General features: G+C 69.7%; 22 protein-coding genes. 9 read left to right on the top strand and 13 right to left on the bottom strand.

Translation table 11 applies throughout. The features are described 5' to 3' along the window. Positions 1-80 precede the first annotated feature (80 nt). The 3 genes from BR31_RS0101715 (at position 81) to BR31_RS27155 (ending at position 2208) form a co-directional block, all read left to right on the top strand. Positions 81-428, top strand: a complete 348-nt coding sequence (locus BR31_RS0101715; protein WP_156042332.1) for a hypothetical protein — start codon at positions 81-83, stop codon at positions 426-428. A gap of 119 nt (positions 429-547) precedes the next feature. Then, positions 548-1294: a DsbA family protein gene (locus tag BR31_RS27160; RefSeq protein ID WP_051636870.1), complete on the top strand. Its 747-nt coding sequence runs from the start codon at positions 548-550 to the stop codon at positions 1292-1294. Next, positions 1294-2208 carry a cytochrome c biogenesis CcdA family protein gene (locus BR31_RS27155; protein ID WP_081830267.1) on the top strand — a complete coding sequence of 305 codons (915 nt, stop codon included), beginning with the start codon at positions 1294-1296 and terminating at the stop codon, positions 2206-2208. The genes BR31_RS27160 and BR31_RS27155 overlap by 1 nt, the downstream gene beginning before the upstream one ends. Here the strand turns inward: BR31_RS27155 and truB are convergent. From truB to rimP, 11 genes are all read right to left on the bottom strand, one after another. Next, positions 2162-3082, bottom strand: coding sequence for a tRNA pseudouridine(55) synthase TruB (truB, locus tag BR31_RS0101700; protein ID WP_027499428.1), 921 nt, complete (start codon positions 3080-3082; stop codon positions 2162-2164). The two genes, BR31_RS27155 and truB, sit on opposite strands and share 47 nt — an antisense overlap. 11 nt (positions 3083-3093) lie before the next feature. Further along, positions 3094-3762 carry a 4'-phosphopantetheinyl transferase Npt gene (gene npt / locus BR31_RS0101695; protein WP_027499427.1) on the bottom strand — a complete coding sequence of 223 codons (669 nt, stop codon included), beginning with the start codon at positions 3760-3762 and terminating at the stop codon, positions 3094-3096. Further along, on the bottom strand, positions 3759-4685 hold the full coding sequence (locus tag BR31_RS0101690) for a metallophosphoesterase family protein (RefSeq protein WP_027499426.1): 927 nt from the start codon (positions 4683-4685) through the stop codon (positions 3759-3761). Before BR31_RS0101690 ends, npt begins: the two co-directional genes overlap by 4 nt. Positions 4686-4690: 5 nt before the next feature. Next, on the bottom strand, positions 4691-6049 hold the full coding sequence (locus BR31_RS0101685) for an MATE family efflux transporter (RefSeq protein WP_037175199.1): 1359 nt from the start codon (positions 6047-6049) through the stop codon (positions 4691-4693). A gap of 15 nt (positions 6050-6064) precedes the next feature. Then, positions 6065-7045 carry a DHH family phosphoesterase gene (locus tag BR31_RS0101680; protein ID WP_027499424.1) on the bottom strand — a complete coding sequence of 327 codons (981 nt, stop codon included), beginning with the start codon at positions 7043-7045 and terminating at the stop codon, positions 6065-6067. A gap of 8 nt (positions 7046-7053) precedes the next feature. Continuing rightward, positions 7054-7527 carry a 30S ribosome-binding factor RbfA gene (gene rbfA / locus BR31_RS0101675; protein WP_027499423.1) on the bottom strand — a complete coding sequence of 158 codons (474 nt, stop codon included), beginning with the start codon at positions 7525-7527 and terminating at the stop codon, positions 7054-7056. 116 nt (positions 7528-7643) lie between these two features. Beyond that, a complete protein-coding gene (locus BR31_RS0101670) occupies positions 7644-7934 on the bottom strand; it encodes a DUF503 domain-containing protein (RefSeq protein ID WP_027499422.1) in 291 nt (96 codons plus the stop codon). A 78-nt stretch (positions 7935-8012) separates the two neighbouring features. Continuing rightward, positions 8013-10871: a translation initiation factor IF-2 gene (gene infB / locus BR31_RS30880; protein WP_081830266.1), complete on the bottom strand. Its 2859-nt coding sequence runs from the start codon at positions 10869-10871 to the stop codon at positions 8013-8015. A 69-nt stretch (positions 10872-10940) separates the two neighbouring features. After that, positions 10941-11315, bottom strand: a complete 375-nt coding sequence (locus BR31_RS30875; RefSeq protein WP_081830265.1) for a YlxR family protein — start codon at positions 11313-11315, stop codon at positions 10941-10943. Positions 11316-11359: 44 nt separating this feature from the next. After that, a complete protein-coding gene (gene nusA, locus BR31_RS0101655; protein ID WP_027499419.1) occupies positions 11360-12391 on the bottom strand; it encodes a transcription termination factor NusA in 1032 nt (343 codons plus the stop codon). Between the two features lie 4 nt (positions 12392-12395). Next, on the bottom strand, positions 12396-12965 hold the full coding sequence (gene rimP, locus BR31_RS0101650; RefSeq protein ID WP_027499418.1) for a ribosome maturation factor RimP: 570 nt from the start codon (positions 12963-12965) through the stop codon (positions 12396-12398). 163 nt (positions 12966-13128) lie between these two features. Here rimP and BR31_RS0101645 point away from each other — a divergent pair, with 163 nt between their 5' ends. Both BR31_RS0101645 and BR31_RS0101640 read left to right on the top strand, forming a co-directional pair. Continuing rightward, the gene (locus BR31_RS0101645; RefSeq protein ID WP_027499417.1) at positions 13129-13644 is read left to right on the top strand and encodes a hypothetical protein; all 516 of its coding nucleotides are present in this window, start codon (positions 13129-13131) and stop codon (positions 13642-13644) included. Then, positions 13641-14105: a ferritin-like domain-containing protein gene (locus tag BR31_RS0101640; RefSeq protein ID WP_027499416.1), complete on the top strand. Its 465-nt coding sequence runs from the start codon at positions 13641-13643 to the stop codon at positions 14103-14105. The genes BR31_RS0101645 and BR31_RS0101640 overlap by 4 nt, the downstream gene beginning before the upstream one ends. Here BR31_RS0101640 and BR31_RS0101635 read toward each other — a convergent pair. After that, the gene (locus tag BR31_RS0101635) at positions 14102-15535 is read right to left on the bottom strand and encodes a DHA2 family efflux MFS transporter permease subunit (protein ID WP_027499415.1); all 1434 of its coding nucleotides are present in this window, start codon (positions 15533-15535) and stop codon (positions 14102-14104) included. The genes BR31_RS0101640 and BR31_RS0101635 overlap by 4 nt on opposite strands. 88 nt (positions 15536-15623) lie before the next feature. Here BR31_RS0101635 and BR31_RS0101630 point away from each other — a divergent pair, with 88 nt between their 5' ends. The 4 genes from BR31_RS0101630 to BR31_RS0101615 all read left to right on the top strand — a co-directional run bounded on the left by BR31_RS0101630 (position 15624) and on the right by BR31_RS0101615 (position 19208). Beyond that, positions 15624-16304 carry a TetR/AcrR family transcriptional regulator gene (locus BR31_RS0101630; RefSeq protein WP_051636869.1) on the top strand — a complete coding sequence of 227 codons (681 nt, stop codon included), beginning with the start codon at positions 15624-15626 and terminating at the stop codon, positions 16302-16304. Positions 16305-16402: 98 nt separating this feature from the next. After that, entirely contained in the window at positions 16403-16903 is a 501-nt protein-coding gene (locus BR31_RS0101625; protein ID WP_027499413.1) for a nuclear transport factor 2 family protein, read from the top strand. Beyond that, a complete protein-coding gene (locus BR31_RS0101620) occupies positions 16900-17748 on the top strand; it encodes an SDR family NAD(P)-dependent oxidoreductase (RefSeq protein WP_442970169.1) in 849 nt (282 codons plus the stop codon). The genes BR31_RS0101625 and BR31_RS0101620 overlap by 4 nt, the downstream gene beginning before the upstream one ends. 149 nt (positions 17749-17897) lie before the next feature. Continuing rightward, the gene (locus tag BR31_RS0101615) at positions 17898-19208 is read left to right on the top strand and encodes a condensation domain-containing protein (protein WP_156042331.1); all 1311 of its coding nucleotides are present in this window, start codon (positions 17898-17900) and stop codon (positions 19206-19208) included. Positions 19209-19297: 89 nt separating this feature from the next. On the opposite strand, the gene BR31_RS27150 is transcribed toward BR31_RS0101615, so the two are convergent. Next, positions 19298-19492 carry a hypothetical protein gene (locus BR31_RS27150; protein ID WP_037175197.1) on the bottom strand — a complete coding sequence of 65 codons (195 nt, stop codon included), beginning with the start codon at positions 19490-19492 and terminating at the stop codon, positions 19298-19300. Between the last annotated feature and the right edge of the window lie 56 nt (positions 19493-19548).

Genomic DNA, 19548 nt, shown 5'->3' with positions numbered 1-19548 from the left:
CCCGGATGCGGCAGGTGATTTCCCGATCCGGGTCGCATCGGCGCCCGTCTCCGCAACGCCGGACCGTGCTGCTCGGAGGCGTGCTGACCGCGATCATCGGGCTGATCATCGGTATCGTCGCCGCCTGGCCGCTCGCGGAGCCGACCGTGGTTGCCGAAGGTCCCGCGCTCGCCCATGCCGTGCCTGCCACCGCAGCTCATCAGGAAATCGCAGGCGAGTCGCCATCCTGCCGTAAGGATCCGGCCGCACCGGCCGCGCCGATGCAGGCCGGGGTTCCGCATCGCGAGGACCTGCGGGTGCCGCTCCCCTGCTACGAGGTGCCGACCGCGGTGGCGCTCGGGCGCTCGAATCACGCCGACTTCAAGCCGGTCGACACGACCGGTCCCCCATCACCGGCCCTGGTTCTGACCACAGTTCTGCGAATTTAGACGACCGATCCCGGCCTCGACATCACCCCGACGGGTGGTGCTCGAGCCGGGCTTCGTCATGTCCTCAATTCGTAGTTCGCGCGCCCGGTGAGTCGGCGCGCGCAGTCAGGAGTCGTCCCATGAAGTCGCGTCCCACCAGTTCCCCCGCCCGCAAGATCGCGGCGGGGCTAGCCGTCCTCGCAGCGGTCGCACTGCTCGTCCTGGCGATCTCCCAGTTCGACAGCGATACGAGCGCCGGGTCCGAGCAGGCCAAGGCCGCTGCCACGCAGTCCGGCGACAACGCGATGTACCGACAGCTGGCCGCACTCGCGCGCCGCGATGCCGCAGACCCGCTGGCGCGGGGTTCGGCGACCGCGCCGGTGGTCATGATCGAGTACTCCGATTTCCAGTGCCCGTTCTGCCGCCAGTTCGCGCAGAACACCGAACCGACACTGGTCGAGAAGTACGTCGACAGTGGCCAACTGCGGATCGAGTGGCGCAACCTCGCCCTCTTCGGCGATGAATCCGAACTCGCGGCGCGCGCCGGCTGGGCCGCCGGACAGCAGGGTAAGTTCCCGGAGCTGCACTCGATCATGTTCGAGCACTCGCCCGCCAAGAAGAACACCGGCGTCTACACCGCCGATCGGCTGACCGAATGGGCCGCGCAGGCCGGAGTCGCCGACCTCACCAGATTCCGCGCCGACATGGATTCCGACGCCGCGCACGCCGCCGTGAAAGCCGATGTCGACGAGGCGATCGGCATCGGGATCAATTCCACCCCGGCTTTCCTGATCAACGGCAGGCCGGTCCTCGGCGCGCGGCCGATCGAACAGATGATCGCCGTCATCGAGGCCGGTCTGCAGGACGGCACCGAGGCGGGTCGGTAGTGAGCTTCGGAATCGGTTACGGCGCAGCGTTCTTCGGCGGACTACTCGCCCTCCTCAGCCCGTGCAGCGCGCTGCTGCTGCCCAGCTTCTTCGCCTACTCCTTCACCTCCACCGGCAAATTGCTGACCCGCACCGGCACGTTCTACCTGGGCCTGTGCACGACGCTCGTGCCGCTGGGCGCGGCCGGTTCCCTCATGGGAGGGGTACTGACCCGGCACCGCGAGACGGTGATCACCATCGGCGGCCTGACCATCATCGTGCTCGGCATCATGCAGATCCTCGGCCGCGGCTTCTCATCCGAGTTCGCCCAGCGCAAGATGGCGCAGCACGGCCGTTCCGACAGGGGCGGCGCCGTCTACCTGCTCGGCATGGTCTACGGCCTGTCCGGATTCTGTGTCGGACCCATCCTGGGATCGATCCTCACCGTGGCAGCGCTGAGTTCCTCTCCCCTTCACGGCGGTTCGCTGCTCGCCGTCTACGCCCTCGGCATGGCCATGCCGCTGTTCCTGATGGCGATCCTCTGGGACCGTTTCGATTTGGGTCACCGCCGCTGGCTGCGCGGTCGCGCCATGACGGTCGGCCGGTTCCACATCCACACGACAACGCTGATCTCCGGCCTCTTCTTCATTGCCGTCGGCGTCCTGTTCCTATTCTCGGACGGCACCTCCGCCCTGGCGGGAACCATCGGAGCCGATACCGGTTTCGCGCTCGAGTCCCAGGTCATGCGGTGGGGCGATGCCGTTCCCACGACCGTCGTGCTGCTCCTGCTGGGAGTGGCACTGCTGCTGTTCCTGGCCTGGCGGCTACTCCGGCCGGGGGTGCCCGTCGAGGATTCGCCCGACTCGGGCCGGCGGTCAGGCAGCGCCGTCAGTGCTCCCGCAGCGTCGCCGGGCGGACCACCATCACCGAGCTAGCCCGCCTGCCGCGTTCCTGCAGCAGCGCGATCGTGTGCCCGCTGGGGTCGATCGCCGCGTAGGTGCCGGGGATCCCGACCGGCTCCAGCCACCGTCCCTGACTGATCGACTCGGCCTGGTCGGCGTCGATCTGCCGGTGTGCGAACGCGGTCTGGGCCGCCTGATCGATGTCGAGGCTGACCGCCGGATCCTCGGCGAGCGTCTCGAGGGTGCGCGCGTGCTCCAGGGTGAACGGGCCCACCCTGGTGCGCCGCAGGACGGTCAGGTGTCCCCCGACACCGAGTGCGGCGCCCAGATCGCGGGCCAGCGCCCGGACGTAGGTCCCGGACGAGCACTCGACCTCGACGTCGAGGTCGACGAATGGGCCCTCGCGCCTGGTCTCGGTCAGCTCGAACCGGTCCACCGTGACGGGCCTCGCCTTGAGCTCGAACTCCTCACCCGCGCGAATCAGCTTGTGGGCCCGCTGCCCGTCCACCTTGATCGCGCTGACGCTGGCGGGGACCTGGGAGATGTCGCCCGTCAGCGTGGCCATCACCGCCGCGATCTCGGCGTCGGTGACGGCGGACGCATCGGCCTCCGAGACCAGCTCGCCCTCGGCGTCGTCGGTGGTCATCGCCTGACCCAGCCGGATCGTCGCCGTGTACGCCTTGGTGGTCAGGGCCAGCAGCCCGAGCATCTTGGTGGCCCGCTCGACACCGAGCACCAGCACGCCGGTCGCCATCGGGTCGAGGGTGCCCGCGTGTCCGACCTTGCGCGTGTTCAAGATCTTGCGACACCGGGCCACGACGTCGTGACTGGTCATCCCCGCGTCCTTGTCGACGATCAGCAGCCCGGCGCCAACGAGGCCGGAGGACGGTTTGCGGTGAGAAGACACGGGTTTCGAGACTACTGGACGGTGATCGCGGTGATCACCAGGCCGTCGGCGACCATCCAGCGGCCGTCGAACGAGGACAGCGGCGGGCCCGACAGCGCCTCCCCCGGCACCAGCAGCTTCGAGTGGAAGGTGCCTTCCGCCGTGCCCGCCGCGGCCTCGGACAGGGTGAAGGTGATGTGCGCCTCCTCGAACCCGAGCCAGCGGTTCGTCAGCGGGAACCAGGCCTTGTAGGTGGCCTCCTTGGCACAGAACAGGATCCGGTCCCAGTGCACGGCGCCCGCCGCGGACGCCGCGATCGCGGTGCGCTCCTCCGGCAGGCTGACCGCGTCGAGGACACCGTCCGGCAACGGACCGTGCGGCTCGGCGTCGATGCCGACGGACCGCACCTGCATCGAGTAGCCCAGGACCGCGCCGCGGTAGCCGTCGCAGTGCGTCAGGCTGCCGACAACCCCGCGCGGGAACAGCGGGACGCCCCGCTCGCCCCTGAGGATCGGCGCCGGGTCCATACCGAGCTTGCCGAGCGCGACCCGCGCGCAGTGCCGCGCGCTGGTGAACTCGCGGCGGCGCTTCTCGACCGCCCTTGCGATCAGCGATTCCTCCTGCGGGTGCGCCGCGAGACCCGGCGGATCCTCGAACAGCTCGGCGAACACGACGCCGGTCGGCAGAATCTTCTCGATCACGCGCGCCCCGCCCTCATCGCATCGAACTCGGCTTCCTGTTCCGGGGTGACCTTGAAATGGCCGCCCCACTTGTTCAGCGTGCCCGGCGGGTACTCCGGCACCGGCAGGATCTGGCGCAGCAGCCGCTCGGGCATCCCGCGCCGCTGCCACTCACGCGGGTAGCCGAGCGAGACCTCCTCGAAGCGGACGCCGTCGTAGTAGGTGGTGCGCGGGATGTGCAGGTGGCCGTACACGCTGCAGATGGCGTTGTAGCGGGTGTGCCAGTCGGCCGTCAGCTCGGTGCCGCACCACAACGAGAACTCCGGATAGAACAGCACCGAGGTGGGCTCGCGGACCAGCGGGAAGTGATTGATCAGCACCGTCGGAACGGTCGGGTCCAGCGCGTCGAGGCGGGCCCTGGTCGCCTCCACCCTGGCGTGACACCACGCCTCCCTTGTGCTGTACGGCTCGCACGAGAGCAGGAACTCGTCGGTGGCGACCACGTTCTTGTCCCTTGCGATCTGCAGGGCGTGCGCCTTGGAGATCGATCCCGGCGGCCGGAACGTGTAGTCGTAGAGCAGGAACATCGGCACCAGCGTGGCCGGGCCGCCCTCGCCCTCCCAGACGAGGTAGGGATCCTCGGGGGTGGTCACGTCGAGCTCGCGGCACATGGCGACCAGGTAGTCGTACCGGGCCGCGCCGTGGATCTGGACGGGATCTTTCGCCGTGGTCCACAGTTCGTGGTTGCCCGGCACCCAGATCACCTTCTCGAACCGGCCGCGGAGCAGTTTCAGTGCCCAGGCGATGTCATCGGTCTTCTCCGAGACGTCTCCCGCCAGGATCAGCCAGTCCTCCGGCGAATCCGGGTACAGCTCCTCGGTGATCGGACGATTTCCGCGATGCCCGACATGGGTGTCGCTCACCGCCCACAGCTTGCGTGTCACGTGCACTACCTTCCCGCCTGTATGTCGGCGCCGGTCACAGCCCATCGCCCGGAAGCAACCCGCCACACGACGGCCAGCATCCGCAGCACCATGAACACCGTAAGCCCCGACCAGATTCCCGCCAGACCCCAGTCCTGGACGAGCGAGAGCCAGATCAGCGGCAGGAAACCGACGATCGCACAACCGAGCGTCGCGTTGCGCAGGAACGGCGCGTCGCCCGCGCCGAGCAACACCCCGTCCAGCGCAAAGACCACCCCGGCGACCGGCATGATCGCGACGAAGAACCACCAGATGACGTCGATCTGGTCGATGACGGCGGCGTCGTCGGTGAACAGCGCAGGGATCACCGTGTGCCCGAGCGCGAACGCCGCGGCCAGCGCCACCGCGAACACCGTCGACCACTCGGTGAGCCGCCGCGCCAGCCCCTTGGCCTGCGTCGCCCTGCCCGCGCCGAGCGCCGCCCCGACCAGCGTCTGCGCGGCGATCGCGAGCGAGTCCAGGGTCAGCGCGACCAGGTTCCACAGCTGCAGGACCACCTGATGGGCGGCGACCGCTGCCGCTCCGAACCGGGCCGCGACGGCGGCCGCCGACAGGAAGCAGGCCTGGAACGCGAGGCTCCGCAGGATCAGGTCCCTGCCCAGCACCACCTGGGCCCGCATCACCGCCGAGTCGGGCCGCAGGGAAACCCGCGGTCCCGCCGAGCGAGCCTGCCGCAGCAGCGCCACCACGAAGCACACCGCGGTGACCGCCTGCCCGACGACGTTGGCGATCGCGGAACCGGCCAATTCCCAGCGCGGCGCCCCGGGCAGGCCGTGCACCAGGACCGGGCACAGCACCGCGGACAGCCCGAGTCCCACCAGCACGAATCGCAGCGGGCGCACGGTGTTCTGCACCCCTCGCATCCAGCCGTTGCCCGCCATCGCCACCAGGATCAGGGGCGCGCCGAACACCGCGATCCGCAGCCAGGACAGCGCCTCCGCGGCGATGTCTCCGCCGCCTGCGATCAGCGAGGTGACCGGCACGGCCAGGACCTGGATCGCGGCGATGATCGCCAGTCCGATGCCGACGGCCAGGTAGGTGGCCTGCACGCCCTCGCGGACCGCGCCCGCATCGTCACCGGAACCGTGCATCCGGGCGGCGCGAGCGGTGGTGCCGTAGGACAGGAAGGTCAGCTGGGTGCTGACCTGCGCCAGGATCAGCCCGCCGACGGCCAGACCGGCGAGCGGCAGCGCGCCGAGCCTGCCGACCACCGCGATGTCGAAGAGCAGGTACAGCGGTTCGGCGGCCAGCACGCCGAGCGCGGGCAGCGCGAGCGCCAGAATCCGCGAGGGGGACGGTTCGGCCCGACTCCTGCGGGCCGACACCTCAGGCAATGTCGCTCATGAGAGGGCGCCGAGCAGCGCGGCGACCACGTACTCGCTGTCGCCCTCGGCGGTGTATCCGGACGCGAACCGGTGTCCGCCCCCGCCGAGCCGCGCGGCAACGGTGGACACGTCGACGGCGGCCTTCGACCGCAACGACACCGACCAGTGACCGGGCGCGGTCTCCTTGAGCACCGCGGCGACCTCCGCCTCCGACGTGGTGCGCACGATGTCGATGACGCTCTCGATCTCCTCGGAGCGCATGCCGATGGTGTCCTCGTGCCTGAGCAGCGCGTACACGAGACCGAGCCCCCCGGCGGAGTCGGGGACCAACTGCGCCGACCCGAGCACCGCGGCGAGCATCGGCAGCCAGCCGAACGGATGGGTGTCGAGCAGCCCGCGCGCGATCTCCGCCGAATCGATGCCGGTGTCGATGAGCCGCTCGGCCAGCAGGTGGGTACCGGGCTGGACCCAGCGGAACGATCCGGTGTCGGTCACCAGACCCGCGTACAGGCAGTGCGCGATGTCCCGATCGATCTCCACGCCCCACTCGTCGAGGAGCCGGGTGATGATCGCGGTCGTCGACTCGGCGGACTCGTCGACCAGGTTGTGCTCGGCGTACCGGGTGTTCGAGCGGTGGTGGTCGATGACCAGGCTGGTACGGGCGCCGTCGAAGCGGTCGGCCAGGTGACCGAGCCGGCCGCGGCTACCGCAGTCCACCGTCACCAGCAGGTCCACCTCGGGGTTGACGTCCGCGGCCGCGGCCAGCAGGTGCGTGCCCGGCAGGCCGCTCATCGACTCGGGCAGTTCGTCCGGTCGGGCGAACGCCACCTGAACGGGGACGCCCTTGCGCTCGAGGACGATGGCAAGGGCGAGCCCGCTGCCGATGGTGTCCGCATCCGGATGGATGTGACACAACACCGTCACCGATGCGGCGGCGGACAACAGCCCGACCGCAGCGGCCAGGTCGACGTCGGAGTTCTGCTCGGTCACGGTCATCCCGGGCCCTAGTCGTCCTCGCCGACCCGGTCGTCGTCCTCGTCGTCCACCGAGCGCGGCTCCTTGTACGGATCGGCCTCGCCGGCATGCGTGGCGTTCTCCCTGGCACGGGCCACCTCGTCATCGGCCGCGCGGGCCTTGGCAAGGAGCTCCTCCATGTGCCGGGCCGCGTCGGGCACGGTGTCGGCGACGAAGGTCAGCGTCGGGGTGAACCGGACGCCGGTGCCCGCGCCCACCTTGGAGCGCAGCGACCCGGTGGCCTTCGCCAGGCCTGCCGCGGCACCCTCGTAGTCGGGTTCGGTCTCCAGGTCGACGCCGCGAACCGTGTAGTAGACGGTCGCGTCGTGCAGGTCCGCGGTGACCTTGGCGTCGGTGATCGTGACGAAGTCGAGGCGCGGATCCTTGATCTCGCCCCCGATCGCCGACGCGACGATCGTCGCGATGCGCTTGGCCAGCTTGCGCGCTCTCGCCGGATCTGCCATGACGGGGTCCCTTCTGTCCGACGGCGCTGCCGTCAGCGTGTTCTGACGGCACCGCCGTCGTTGTGTTCTGACGGCACCGCCGTCGTGAAGCCATTCAATTCCATACGGACACCGAGTCAATCCTCGGGTCCGAAGATCCTTCGCCGCACCGCGAGCAACTGCAACTCCGGTCGGCCGGCCACGTGACGCTCGCAGGTGTCGAGGACCTCGGTGAGATGGCCGATGTCGGCACTCGCGACCGCGACCCCGAGCAGTGATCGCCGGTACCGGTCGTGCTCGCCCGTCTCGGCGACGGACACCCCGAATCGGGCCAGCGCAGCGATCACGGGCTTGACCACCGATCGCTTCTCCTTGAGGGAGTGCACGTCGCCCAGCAGGATGTCCAGCTCAAGAGCACCGAGGTACAACGAGCCCTCCCGTCGGTCTGCCCAGTGCGCGCCCCGCCGACCAGCGGTCGACGGGGCGCGCACGGGGTGTCACTCTGCTCAGTCGCGCGGCTTCTCGCGCAGCTCGTACGCCTCGATCACGTCACCGACCTTGATGTCGTTGTAGGTGACCGTCAGACCGCACTCGTAGCCCTCGCGGACCTCGGTGACGTCGTCCTTCTCCCGCTTGAGCGAGGAGATGGTGACCGTCTCCGCCACCACGACGCTGTCGCGGATGAGGCGTGCCTTGGCGTTGCGCTTGATCGACCCGGAGGTGACCAGGCAGCCGGCGATGTTGCCGACCTTCGAGGACCGGAACATGGCGCGGATCTCGGCCTTGCCCAGCTCGACCTCTTCGTAGATCGGCTTGAGCATGCCCTTGAGGGCCTTCTCGATCTCGTCGATGGCCTGGTAGATCACCGAGTAGTACCGGATGTCGACGCCCTCGCGGTTCGCCAGCTCGGTGGCCTTGCCCTCGGCGCGGACGTTGAAGCCGATGATGATCGCGTTCGAGGCCGAGGCCAGGTTCACGTTCGTCTCGGTGACGCCACCGACACCGCGGTCGATGACGCGCAACTGCACCTCGTCGTCGATCTGGATGCCGAGCAGTGCCTCCTCGAGCGCCTCGACGGTGCCCGAGTTGTCGCCCTTGAGGATCAGGTTGAGCTGCGAGGTCTCCTTCAGCGCTGCATCGAGATCGTCGAGGCTGATCCGCTTGCGGCTGCGCGCGGCCAGAGCGTTGCGCTTGCGCGCATTGCGACGGTCCGCGATCTGCCGGGCGATCCGGTCCTCGTCGACCACGAGCAGGTTGTCGCCTGCGCCGGGGACCGACGTGAAGCCGACCACCTGGACGGGACGCGAGGGCAGCGCCTCGAGCACGTCGTCGCCGTGCTCGTCGACCATCCTGCGAACGCGTCCGTAGGCGTCGCCCGCCACGATCGAGTCGCCGACCCGCAGCGTTCCGCGCTGGATGAGCACGGTCGCGACGGGGCCACGGCCACGGTCGAGGTGCGCCTCGATGGCGACACCCTGGGCGTCCATATCCGGGTTGGCGCGCAGATCCAGGGAGGCATCCGCGGTCAGCAGCACCGCTTCCAGGAGGGCATCGATGTTGGTGCCCTGCTTGGCCGAGATGTTGACGAACATCGTGTCGCCGCCGTACTCCTCGGTGACGAGGCCGTACTCGGTGAGCTGCTGGCGGATCTTGTCGGGGTTCGCCCCCTCCTTGTCGATCTTGTTCACCGCGACCACGATCGGCACGTCGGCCGCCTGGGCGTGGTTGATCGCCTCCACCGTCTGCGGCATGACGCCGTCGTCGGCCGCGACCACGAGGATCGCGATGTCGGTGGCCTTCGCACCACGGGCACGCATGGCCGTGAAGGCCTCGTGACCGGGGGTGTCGATGAAGGTGACCAGACGCTCGTTGCCGTCCAGCTCGGTCAGCACCTGGTAGGCGCCGATGTGCTGGGTGATGCCGCCTGCCTCGCCCTCACGGACGTTGGCCTTACGGATCGTGTCGAGCAGTCGGGTCTTACCGTGATCGACGTGGCCCATGACGGTGACCACCGGCGGACGGGACTCGAGGTCCTCCTCGCCACCGGCATCCTCGCCGTAGGTCAGGTCGAACGAGTCGAGCAGCTCGCGGTCCTCGTCCTCCGGGCTGACGACCTGCACGACGTAGTTCATCTCGCCGCCGAGCAGCTCGAGGGTCTCGTCGTTCACCGACTGAGTGGCCGTGACCATCTCGCCGAGGTTGAACAGCGCCTGCACGAGTGCTGCCGGGTTCGCGTCGATCTTCTCCGCGAAGTCCGAGAGCGATGCGCCGCGGGCGAGACGGATGGTCTCGCCGTTGCCGCGGGGCAGCCTGACGCCGCCGACGGCGGGCGCCTGCATGGAGTCGTATTCCTGCCGCTTCTGACGCTTCGACTTGCGTCCACGACGCGGGGCGCCACCGGGACGACCGAACGCGCCTGCCGCGGCACCGCGCTGGCCGGGACGGCCACCGCCGCCACCGGGGCGACCGCGGAAACCACCAGCGGGAGCGCCACCGGCGGGAGCGCCCGTGCCTGCACCTGCGCCGGGAGCTCCGCCACCGCGGTATCCGCCGCCACCGGGCGGACGACCGCCCGGTCCACCGGGACGACCGCCACCGGGACGGCCGGCGCCGGGAGCAGGCCGAGCCGAACGAGACGGCATGGCACCCGGGTTCGGGCGAGGAGGCATCGAGCCGGGGCTCGGACGCGGGCCACCCTGGCCGGGAGCCGGGCGGGGACCGCCCTGACCTGCGGCCGGACGCGGTGCGCCGGGCGCGGGACGGGGACCGCCCTGGCCGGGTGCGGGGCGCGGGGCGCCGGGCCGGGGTGCACCGGGCGCCGGGCGGGGCGCGGGGCGCTCCGCCGGGGCCGAGGAGTACGGGTTGTTACCGACGCGCGGCGGCTTCGGGCCGGGCTTCGGACCCGCGGGGGCCGCCGGTGCGGCCGGTGTCGCGCTCGCGGCGGGTGCCACGGGTGCGGCCGGAGCCGCGGGTGCGGGGACCGGCGGAGCGGACGGGACCGGCGCCGCGGGCGCGGCCGGACGCGGTGCCGGCTGCTGGGCGGCGGGGGCCGGGGTCGGTGCCGCGGGCGCCGCGGGGGCGACCGGCTGAGCCGGAGCCGCAGGCGCGGGGGCCGCCGGCTTCGGGCCGGGGCGCGGGGCACCGGGCTTCGCCGCGCTGGGCGACGGGGTCTTGGGCTTTGCTGCCTCGGCATCTGCCGACTGTGCGCCGGGGAAAGACTCCCTGATGCGCCGTGCAACCGGGGCCTCCACGGTGGAGGACGCCGACTTCACGAACTCGCCCTGCTCCTTGAGCCTCGCGAGTAGTTCCTTGCTTGTGACACCGAGTTCTTTTGCCAACTCGTGCACGCGGGCCTTGCCTGCCACTGCTCTCCTCACTGAGAGGTCGAGCGCGGCTGGGTGCCCGCACGACCTCGGGTTATCTCCGATGGACGATCATCGCTGGTGCTTCACGGTGTGCTCATGATTTGTTTGCCTGACTTCTCGAGAGGTACTGCTCTGTTGTGGGAGCGATTCGATCAGCTGATCGAGGGCCGCCGTGTCCAGGCTTCCGGACACTCGCAGTGCTCTGCCGAATGCTCGGCGCTTCTCGGCCTGACTCAGACATTGCGGGTCGGGGTGCAACCAGGCACCTCGCCCCGGAAGTCTGCGTCGCGGGTCGGGCACCAGCGTCCAGCCCTGCGGCTGCACCTCTCGCGCAACGATCCTCAGCAGATCAGCGGCCAGCGCTTGTTTACGGCATCCGATGCACGTACGGACCGGTTTCCCGGGTTTCGCACGCGCCTGTACCGAAAGCTCACGCCGAGCCATTGACCACTCTACCGCTGATCGGGCCAGTTTCCCGCATGCCGCCCCTAGACACGCGAGGAAGCGGGTCCGGCAGGCCGATCCTGGGCGGGCTCGGCGTCGCTGCGGATGTCGATTCGCCACCCGGTCAACCGCGCTGCCAGGCGGGCATTTTGCCCTTCCTTGCCGATGGCGAGGGACAACTGGAAATCGGGGACGACAACCCGGGCGGCACGCGCATCCGCGTCCACGACTGTGACCGACACCACTTTCGACGGGGAGAGGGCGTTCCCGACGAACCGGGCCGGATCCGGGTCGTAGTCGATGATGTCGATCTTCTCGCCCGCGAGTTCGCTCATCACATTGCGCACCCGCTGGCCCATCGGACCGATGCACGCGCCCTTGGCGTTGAGGCCCTGGACCCGCGACTGAACCGCGATCTTCGACCGGTGGCCTGCCTCCCTGGCGACGGCGATGATCTCGACCGAACCGTCCGCGATCTCCGGGACCTCGAGCGCGAACAGCTTGCGGACCAGATTCGGGTGCGTCCGGGACAGGGTGATCTGCGGGCCACGCTGGCCGCGGGTGACCCCGACCACGTAGCACTTGATCCGCTCGCCGTGCTCGTAGCTCTCCCCCGGCACCTGCTCGGCCGCCGGGATGATGCCCTCGGCGCCGCTGGCCTCGCTGCCGATGTGCACGACCACCATGCCGCGGGCGTTGGCCCTGGTGTCGCGCTGGATGACGCCGCCGACGATTTCGCCTTCGTGCGTGGAGAATTCGCCGAAGCTGCGCTCGTGCTCGGCGTCGCGCAGACGCTGCAGGATCACCTGTCGAGCGGTGGTCGCGGCGATCCGCCCGAAGCCCTCCGGGGTGTCGTCGACCTCTTCACCGATCATGTTCCCGTCGGCGTCGACCTCGTGGGTCATGACCCGGACGACACCGGTCTTGGTGTCCACGTCGATCCGCGCGTGCGCGTGGTGGCCCTCGGTGTGGCGGTACGCGGTCAGCAGCGCGGTCTGGATCGCCGCGATGATGGTGCCGGCGGAGATACCCTTCTCCACCTCGATCGCGCGCAGCGCGGCAATGTCGATATTCACTTGTCTACCCCTCTACCTCTTCATCAACCTGAAAATCTGTCTCATCGATCTGTGCCGAGTCCACGCGACCCTCGGCGACGCCACCAGCCAGTTCGAGTTCTCGCTCGTTCGCAGGCGAGAACTCCACCTGCACGACCGCCTTGCCGATGTCGGCGAGCGCGATCTCCCGCACCGACGGACCACCCTTGCCAGGCAGCACGATCGAGATGACGCCGTCCCCGAGCATGCCGATACGACCGGTCAGGCTCTCGTCGGCGAGGTCGATCCTGACCTTGCGGCCCCGTGCCCGGCGCCAGTGCCGTTCCTCCGTCAGAGGCCGGTCGATCCCAGGCGAGGTGACCTCGAGCGTGTAGGGAGCCTCCCCGAATTCGGATGCCGCGTCGAAGATCTCGGAGATCTCCCGACTGAGCTCCGCGACGTCGTCGAGGTCGAGTCCGGTGTCGCTGTCGACCATCACCCGGACCACACTGTGCTTGCCCGCGAGGGTGACCGCCACATCCTCCAGGTCGTATCCCTGGCGATGAACCAGATCGGAGAGAAGCTCGATCACCCTCTCCTTCGGCGGAACCGGCATCAGTGGAGCTCCCTCGTTCAGTTGTGGTCGGCAGGTCACGTGTGCACAAGTCGTGCGCGCCCGAAATGGGTTCCGGCGCGATGATCAAGGATATCGCGCATTTGACGGCTTCGTGACCAGCCTCGGTGGCCGCGATCGACGGGGCACCTGTCAAGATGGTCGGGTGCCTGTAGCCGTCAACCCGTCACCGATCTCCCGGCGTTCGGCCTTCCGGATCGCGGGCGCCGCGACGGTCGGACTGACCACGCTCGCGATGTCCGCCGGGTGCACGTCCGACTCCTCCGACCGGGACTCCGCCGAACCCGATCCGTTGATCTCCGCGACGGAATCGGCGCGCCGGGACGTGGCCGCCGCGACCGCAGCGACCGCCCTCGCCCCCGAGCGGGCCGGAGCACTGAGCGTCATCGCGAGCGAGCGCGGCGCCCACGCCGACGCACTCTCGGCCGAGGTCGCGCGCGCGGCAGGCGTCGATCCGTCCGCGATGGCATCGCCGAGCCAGACCGGCTCCCCCACCGAGCCCGCGCCGCCCCCACCGACCATCGACGAGTTGCGCGCCCAACTGGCCACGTCCCAGCGCGACGCCGCGGGCCTGGCCCGTCGCCTGTCCGGCTACCGGGCAGGCCTGCTCGGTTCGATCAGCGCCGCCGTCGCTGCGGAGCAGGCGGTGTTGCTGCTGTGAGCTCGCCCAGCCCCACCTCGTCACTCGGGCCTGAGCAGCAGGCCCTGTCCGACGCCCTGCGCGCCGAGCACGCCGCGGTCTACGCATACGGCCTGATCGCCGCCTTCTCGAACCCCGCCCGGATCGGCGACGTCTCGGCAAGCGCGGCGGCCCACCGGGCCAGGCGTGACGCCACCATCGATGCGCTCACCGCTGCCGGGGTCCGTGCGCCGGGGGCCGACTCGGGCTACACCATGCCCTTCCCTGTGGTCGATCCGATCTCCGCGATCCAGTTGGCGGCAGCGGTCGAGGCCGATACCGCGGTCGCGTGGCGATCGGTGATCGAGCGGGCCGAGTCCGAGCCCACCCGGCAGGCCGCGGTCGACGCGCTGACGGAAACGGCTCTGCGCGCTGCGAATTGGCGCGCGATCCTGGGAACGGCACCGCCGACGGTGCCGTTCCCAGGTGAGCCCTCCGACTAGACCTGCTGCGTCTGTCGGCTCGGCATGAACAGTGCCGCGATGATCGCGACCCCGACGGCGCCCGCTCCGACGAGCAGCGCCGGCTCGAGCCCCTCCGCGTAGCCGGCCGGGGTCAGGCTGCCGCCGTTGCCGAGGAACACCGCGGTGAGGATCGCGATGCCGAGCGCCACGCCGATCTCCCTGATGGTGGAGTTCGCGGAGCTTGCCGTCGCGTGGTCCACCTCCGCCATGTCCGCGAGCACCGCGGTCGCGCTGGGGGCGAAGGTCAGCCCCATGCCGATGCCCGCCATCACCAACGCGGGCACCATCTCGCCGTAGGCTGCGCCCGGCTCGAGCACCTGGGACATCCACACCAGCGATGCCGCCTGCAGGACGAGACCGACGATCAGCAGCGGCCGCAGGCCGACCCGCGGCGCCAGGATGCCCGCGATGGGCGCCACCACCATCGGTGCGGCCGTCCACGGCAGGGTGCGCAGGCCCGCCTCGAATGGGCTGTACCCCATCACGATCTGGAGATACTGGGCCAGCAGGAACACCGCCCCGAACATGCCGAGCGTGAACGCGAGGCCGATGATGTTGGCCATCGAGAAGCTGCGCGAACGGAACAGCCGCAGCGGCATAACGGGGTTCGAGGTGCGCGCCTCCCGGAACACGAACGCGCCGAGCATGGCCACGGAACCGGCGAGCGCGCCGAGCACGCTCGCGGACGTCCAACCGTCGTCGTTGCCGTGCACGATTCCCCAGACACCGAGGAAGACACCAGCGCCCGCCAGCAGGACCCCGAGCACGTCGAGTCGCTCACGCCTGCCACGGGATTCACCGAGCGCGTAGAGCGCGAGTGGCACCGCGATCACCGCGACCGGGACGTTGAGCCAGAAGATCGCCTGCCAGGAGACGCCGTCGACCACGGCCCCGCCGACCACGGGGCCGAGCGCGACGCCGAGGCCGGACACCCCGCCCCAGACACCGATGGCGAGCGCCCGCTTGGACGCGGGCACGGCACCGGCGAGCAGGGTCAGCGACAGCGGCATGATGGCCGCCGCACCGGCCCCCTGCAGGGCCCGCGACGCGATGAGCAACTCCGGCGTCGTGGACAGCGCGGAGGCGATCGAGGCGACGGTGAACAGCCCGATGCCGTACAGGAACATGCGCCGCCTGCCCCACCGATCCCCCAGCGTCGCCGCCGAGAGCATCAACGTCGCAAAGCACAGCGTGTACGCGTTCATGAACCACTGCAGCTGCCCAACCGAGGCACCGAGATCCGCCTGGATCACGGGCAGCGCACTGGTCATCACCAGGTTGTCCAGGGTTGCCATGAACATCGGCAGCGAGGCCGCGAGCATCGCCAGCCAGATCGGCACCCTGCGCCCGGCCTGCGTTCGCGGCGGGCTTTCGATCAGGACATCGAGTTCATCGGTTGTTGCGGTCATCACCACTCCTCGCAGCGGAGATCAGCTTGTAAGCATCAAATGATTACTTAAATCGAAACGCTAAGGCATCGAGTGATAACCTGTCAACATGGCAGTTCAAGGCGACTCCGCTGAGTCGACGAAGTCCCCCCGTCCCGCGACCCGGATGAGCGCACCGGAGCGTCGCGAGCTCGTGCTGGCCGCGGCCTCGCGGGCCTTCGCGCGCGGCGGCTACGCGGGCACCAGCACGGACGCGGTCGCCAAGGAGGCCGGGGTCTCGCAGCCCTACGTGGTGCGGATGTTCGGTTCCAAGGCCGAGCTCTTCCGCGAGGTCTTCGCACGGGCGCTGGCGAGCATCGTGGCGGCCTTCGACCGGGAACTGGACCGGATCGCGGCCGAGCCCGGCGGTATCGACCCCGAGAGCGAGGACTTCTGGACCGTGCTCGGCGCGTCTTACGGCGAGCTCATCTCCGACGGCGACCTGCTGCTGGTGATGATGCACGGCTTCTCCGCCGGCGGAACACCCGAGATCGGCGCGCAGGCGAGGGCCGCGATGTCGGAGATCTACACCCAGATCCGCACCCGCACCGGGTGCACCCCGGAGAAGGCGCGGGAGTTCATCGCGAAGGGGATGCTCCTCAACGTCCTGCTCGCCATGCAGGCGCCCGAGCATTTCGACGAGGACCCGGCGCTCGCCGAACTCTCCGAGTGCGCCTTCGGCCAGACCCTCGACGCCGCGATCTCGGGGTCGGCGGCCATCCTGAACGCCGCCGCGGCCGCTCGGACTTAGGTCCTGCCCGCACTGTGGGAAGGATTGCTGCGCGGTGTGACCCGGGCCACCTATGGTCCAGGACACAGAAGATCAGTGACCACAGAACGGGACTCACCTTGGACCTCGAGCAACGGATCGCCGCCCTCGAAGAGATCGAAGCGATCAAGAACCTCAAGCACCGGTACTGGCGTGCGTGCGACGGCAAGGACCCGAAGTCCTTCCGCGCCTGCTTCATCCGCTCGGGTGCGAACATCGACTACGGCCGCCTCGGCTCGTTCGACGACATCGAGCCGATGGCCGCGATCTTCGAGAAGATCGCGCTGCACCAGGTCGGCGGCAAGCACGTCATCCTCGACATGCACCACGGCCTGCACCCCGACATCACCATCACCGGTGCAGGCACCGCGACGGGGCGGTGGACGCTCCGCTTTCGCCAGCTGAACCTGCTCGAGAACACCGAGACCGTCTCGACCGGCGAGTACGACGACGAGTACGTGCTCGAGGACGGCGAGTGGCGCATGTCGAAGTGCCACTTCACCGAGACCTGGTCCCTGACCCGCCCGCTCTCCCCCGACGCCGTGGTGTCCGAGGGCCAGTTCGCGGGGGTGGCGCAGTGACTATTCGTGAAGCAACGAGTGAGCGGCGGGTGGCCCTCGTCACCGGGGCGAGCCGTAGCGTCGGCAAGGGCATCGCGCTGGCCCTCGGCTCCGACGGCTGGACGGTCTACGTCACGGCCCGCGGCGAGGTCGGGACCGACGGCCCACTCGACGCGACGGCCGCCGAGGTCACCGCTCGCGGCGGCACCGGGATCGCCGTGCAGTGCGACCACAGCGACGACGCTCAGATCGAGGCGCTGTTCGCTCGCATCGCCGACGAGCAGTCCGGACGACTGGACCTGCTGGTCAACAACGTCTGGGCCCATCCAAAGGGTTTCGCGGGCTTCTCCGACCCGTTCTGGAAGCGTCCGATCAGCGACTGGGACTCGCTGATCGGCATCGGGCTACGGGCACACTATGTCGCCAGCGTCGAGGCCGCCAAGCTCATGGTCCCGCGGGGTTCCGGCCTCATCGGCAACATCTCCTCGTTCGGCACCCGCGGCTACCTGCACTCGGTGCTGTACGGGATGTCCAAGGCCGGCCTCGACAAGATGGCAGCCGACATGGCGGTCGAGCTCAAGGGCACCGGCGTCACCGCGCTGTCCTTCTGGCCCGGCCTTGTGCGCAACGAGGCGATGCTGGCGAGCGGGATGGAGAGCTTCGCCGGGTTCCCCCTTTCCGAAGCCGAGACCCCCGAGTTCATCGGCCGGGTGATCGTCGCCCTCGCCAACGATCCGGAGGTCGGCAAGCTCAGCGGGAGCACCCAGATCACCGCGGAGACCGCCCTCGAGTACGGGATCACCGACGTGGACGGCGCCCAGCCTGCCTCGCATCGCACCGCCTTCGGCGGCGGCCCCCTGTTCTGACGTCGGACGCCCACCCAGGGTGGTGAATCCATCACCCTGGGTGTCGCCCGCCCCACCGCTTGGGGGACTGTCCGCACCCCCGCCCTCCGACGAGACTTTGAGACCAGAGCAGTTCCCGGTCACCGAAGTCCGAGTCGAGGGAGAGTTTCGTGAACCAGCCAGTGCAGCCCACCAGCATGTCAGGTAGCGGCGCCAGGGCGCGGGTACTCCCGCTCTCCGCCGCAGCGCACTCGGTCTGGTTCTCCCAGCGCGTCTCCGGTGACGCACCGATCTCCGTCGCGCAGTACGTCGACATCCGCGGCGCCATCGACATCGACCTGCTCATGGACTCGGCCCGGTGGGCGGGACGGGAATTCGGGGCAGGACGCCTGCACGTGTTCGAGGTCGACGGACACCCGTACCAGACGCTCGCCGCCGCCGACGACGACTTCGTCGTGCAGGTCGACTTCCGCGGCCGGGTGAACCCCGTTGCCGCCGCACGGGAATGGATGCGCGAGGAACACTCCCGGCCGGTCGACCTGTCGGCCGACCAGCTCATCGTCGCGGCCGTGCTGCGGATCAGCGAAGAGCACACCTTCTGGTACGTGCGCGCACACCAGGTCGCCCTCGACGCGCACGGCCTGCGCACGCTGATCGAACGCTCCGCCGAGCTCTACACCCATGCGTTCGTCGGCGCCGCCGCCAGCCCGTCCGGTGCCCTCGACCTCGAGGCAGTGGTCGCATCCGATGCGAGCTACCGGACTTCCGAGCGTTTCGAGCGCGACCGCGACTCCTGGGCCGAGCATCTGGCGGGCGTCGCGGACCCGGTCACCTTCGCGGGCGCTGCGGCGCCGTCGCAGTCCGAGCCCGTCGTGATCGGCGGCGAGCTGGCGCCCGCGACCCCGGGAGCCGCTCTGTCGGCGCCGACGGTGGTCGCCGCGTTCGGCGCCTTCCTGGCACAGCACACAGGGCGGGACGAGGTCACCGTCACGCTCCCGACCCCCGCCAGGGGCAATGCGGCCCTTCGCCGCTCGGGCGGATCGCTCGCCAACGTGGTCCCGCTGCGCCTGTCCGCGGGCGCCGGGATGACGGTCGGTGAGGCGAGCACGGCGGCAGGCCGGGAACTCGCGGGAGCACTGAGCCGTCAGCGCCACCGCCAGGAGGACATCGCACGCGAGGTCGGCGTGATCGGCGACCGCGCCGCCTCCTTCGGCCCCACCATCGAACTGATGCTCGCCGACAGTGAGATCCCCCTCGGACCGCTGGACGGCGCGCTGCACGTCCTGACCACGGGCCGGGTCGACGACCTGACCGTCCGGGTCCGCCCGGGCGCGATCGAGGGCGCCACCCGTATCGACTTCCTCGCGAACCGGGACCTGTACTCCGTGACCGAACTCCGGCAGCTGCACCAGCGGTTCCTGGTCTTCGTCGAGGGCTTCCTCGCCGCGGACGCGGACAACCCGCTGTCGGCGGTCGCCTGACCTCGTTCACCGAGGGGTGGTCAGCGCGACCTCAGCCACGGCACTGGGTGCCGGGTACCGTGTGCCGGGTGCATGCCGTGATCGGCGGATCAGGCTGCGAGCTCTTCGATGTCGTACTTGATGTTCCGGTCGCTGATGAGCAGAGCGAATCCGAGTCCGAGTGCGGCGCCTGCGAGGCCGAGCGCGACCCCGCCAAGGGCGAGTCCGACGCCGAGCGCGGCTCCACCGAGTCCCAGCCCGAGGCCGAGAGCGGCTCCGCCGAGGCCAATGATGAGTCCGAGCATGATGAATCTCCTCAATGAATGGCTGGTCTCCGGACCCGTGTGTACGGGAGGGGCAT

It is taken from the genome of Rhodococcus sp. UNC363MFTsu5.1, assembly GCF_000686785.1.
In the GTDB taxonomy this organism is placed as follows: domain Bacteria; phylum Actinomycetota; class Actinomycetes; order Mycobacteriales; family Mycobacteriaceae; genus Rhodococcus_G; species Rhodococcus_G maanshanensis.
Note: the sequence above shows the minus strand (reverse complement) of the source record. Positions and strands in the feature narration are given on the sequence as shown.

Bases quoted from the DNA above. Each gene is read 5' to 3' on its own strand.
- BR31_RS27160 (WP_051636870.1), top strand. From the start codon at position 548: ATGAAGTCGCGTCCCACCAGTTCCCCCGCCCGCAAGATCGCGGCGGGG.
- BR31_RS0101680 (WP_027499424.1), bottom strand. From the start codon at position 7,045: ATGACCGTGACCGAGCAGAACTCCGACGTCGACCTGGCCGCTGCGGTC.
- rbfA (WP_027499423.1), bottom strand. From the start codon at position 7,527: ATGGCAGATCCGGCGAGAGCGCGCAAGCTGGCCAAGCGCATCGCGACG.
- BR31_RS30875 (WP_081830265.1), bottom strand. From the start codon at position 11,315: ATGGCTCGGCGTGAGCTTTCGGTACAGGCGCGTGCGAAACCCGGGAAA.
- rimP (WP_027499418.1), bottom strand. From the start codon at position 12,965: ATGCCGGTTCCGCCGAAGGAGAGGGTGATCGAGCTTCTCTCCGATCTG.
- BR31_RS0101635 (WP_027499415.1), bottom strand. From the start codon at position 15,535: ATGACCGCAACAACCGATGAACTCGATGTCCTGATCGAAAGCCCGCCG.
- BR31_RS0101630 (WP_051636869.1), top strand. From the start codon at position 15,624: ATGGCAGTTCAAGGCGACTCCGCTGAGTCGACGAAGTCCCCCCGTCCC.
- BR31_RS27150 (WP_037175197.1), bottom strand. From the start codon at position 19,492: ATGCTCGGACTCATCATTGGCCTCGGCGGAGCCGCTCTCGGCCTCGGG.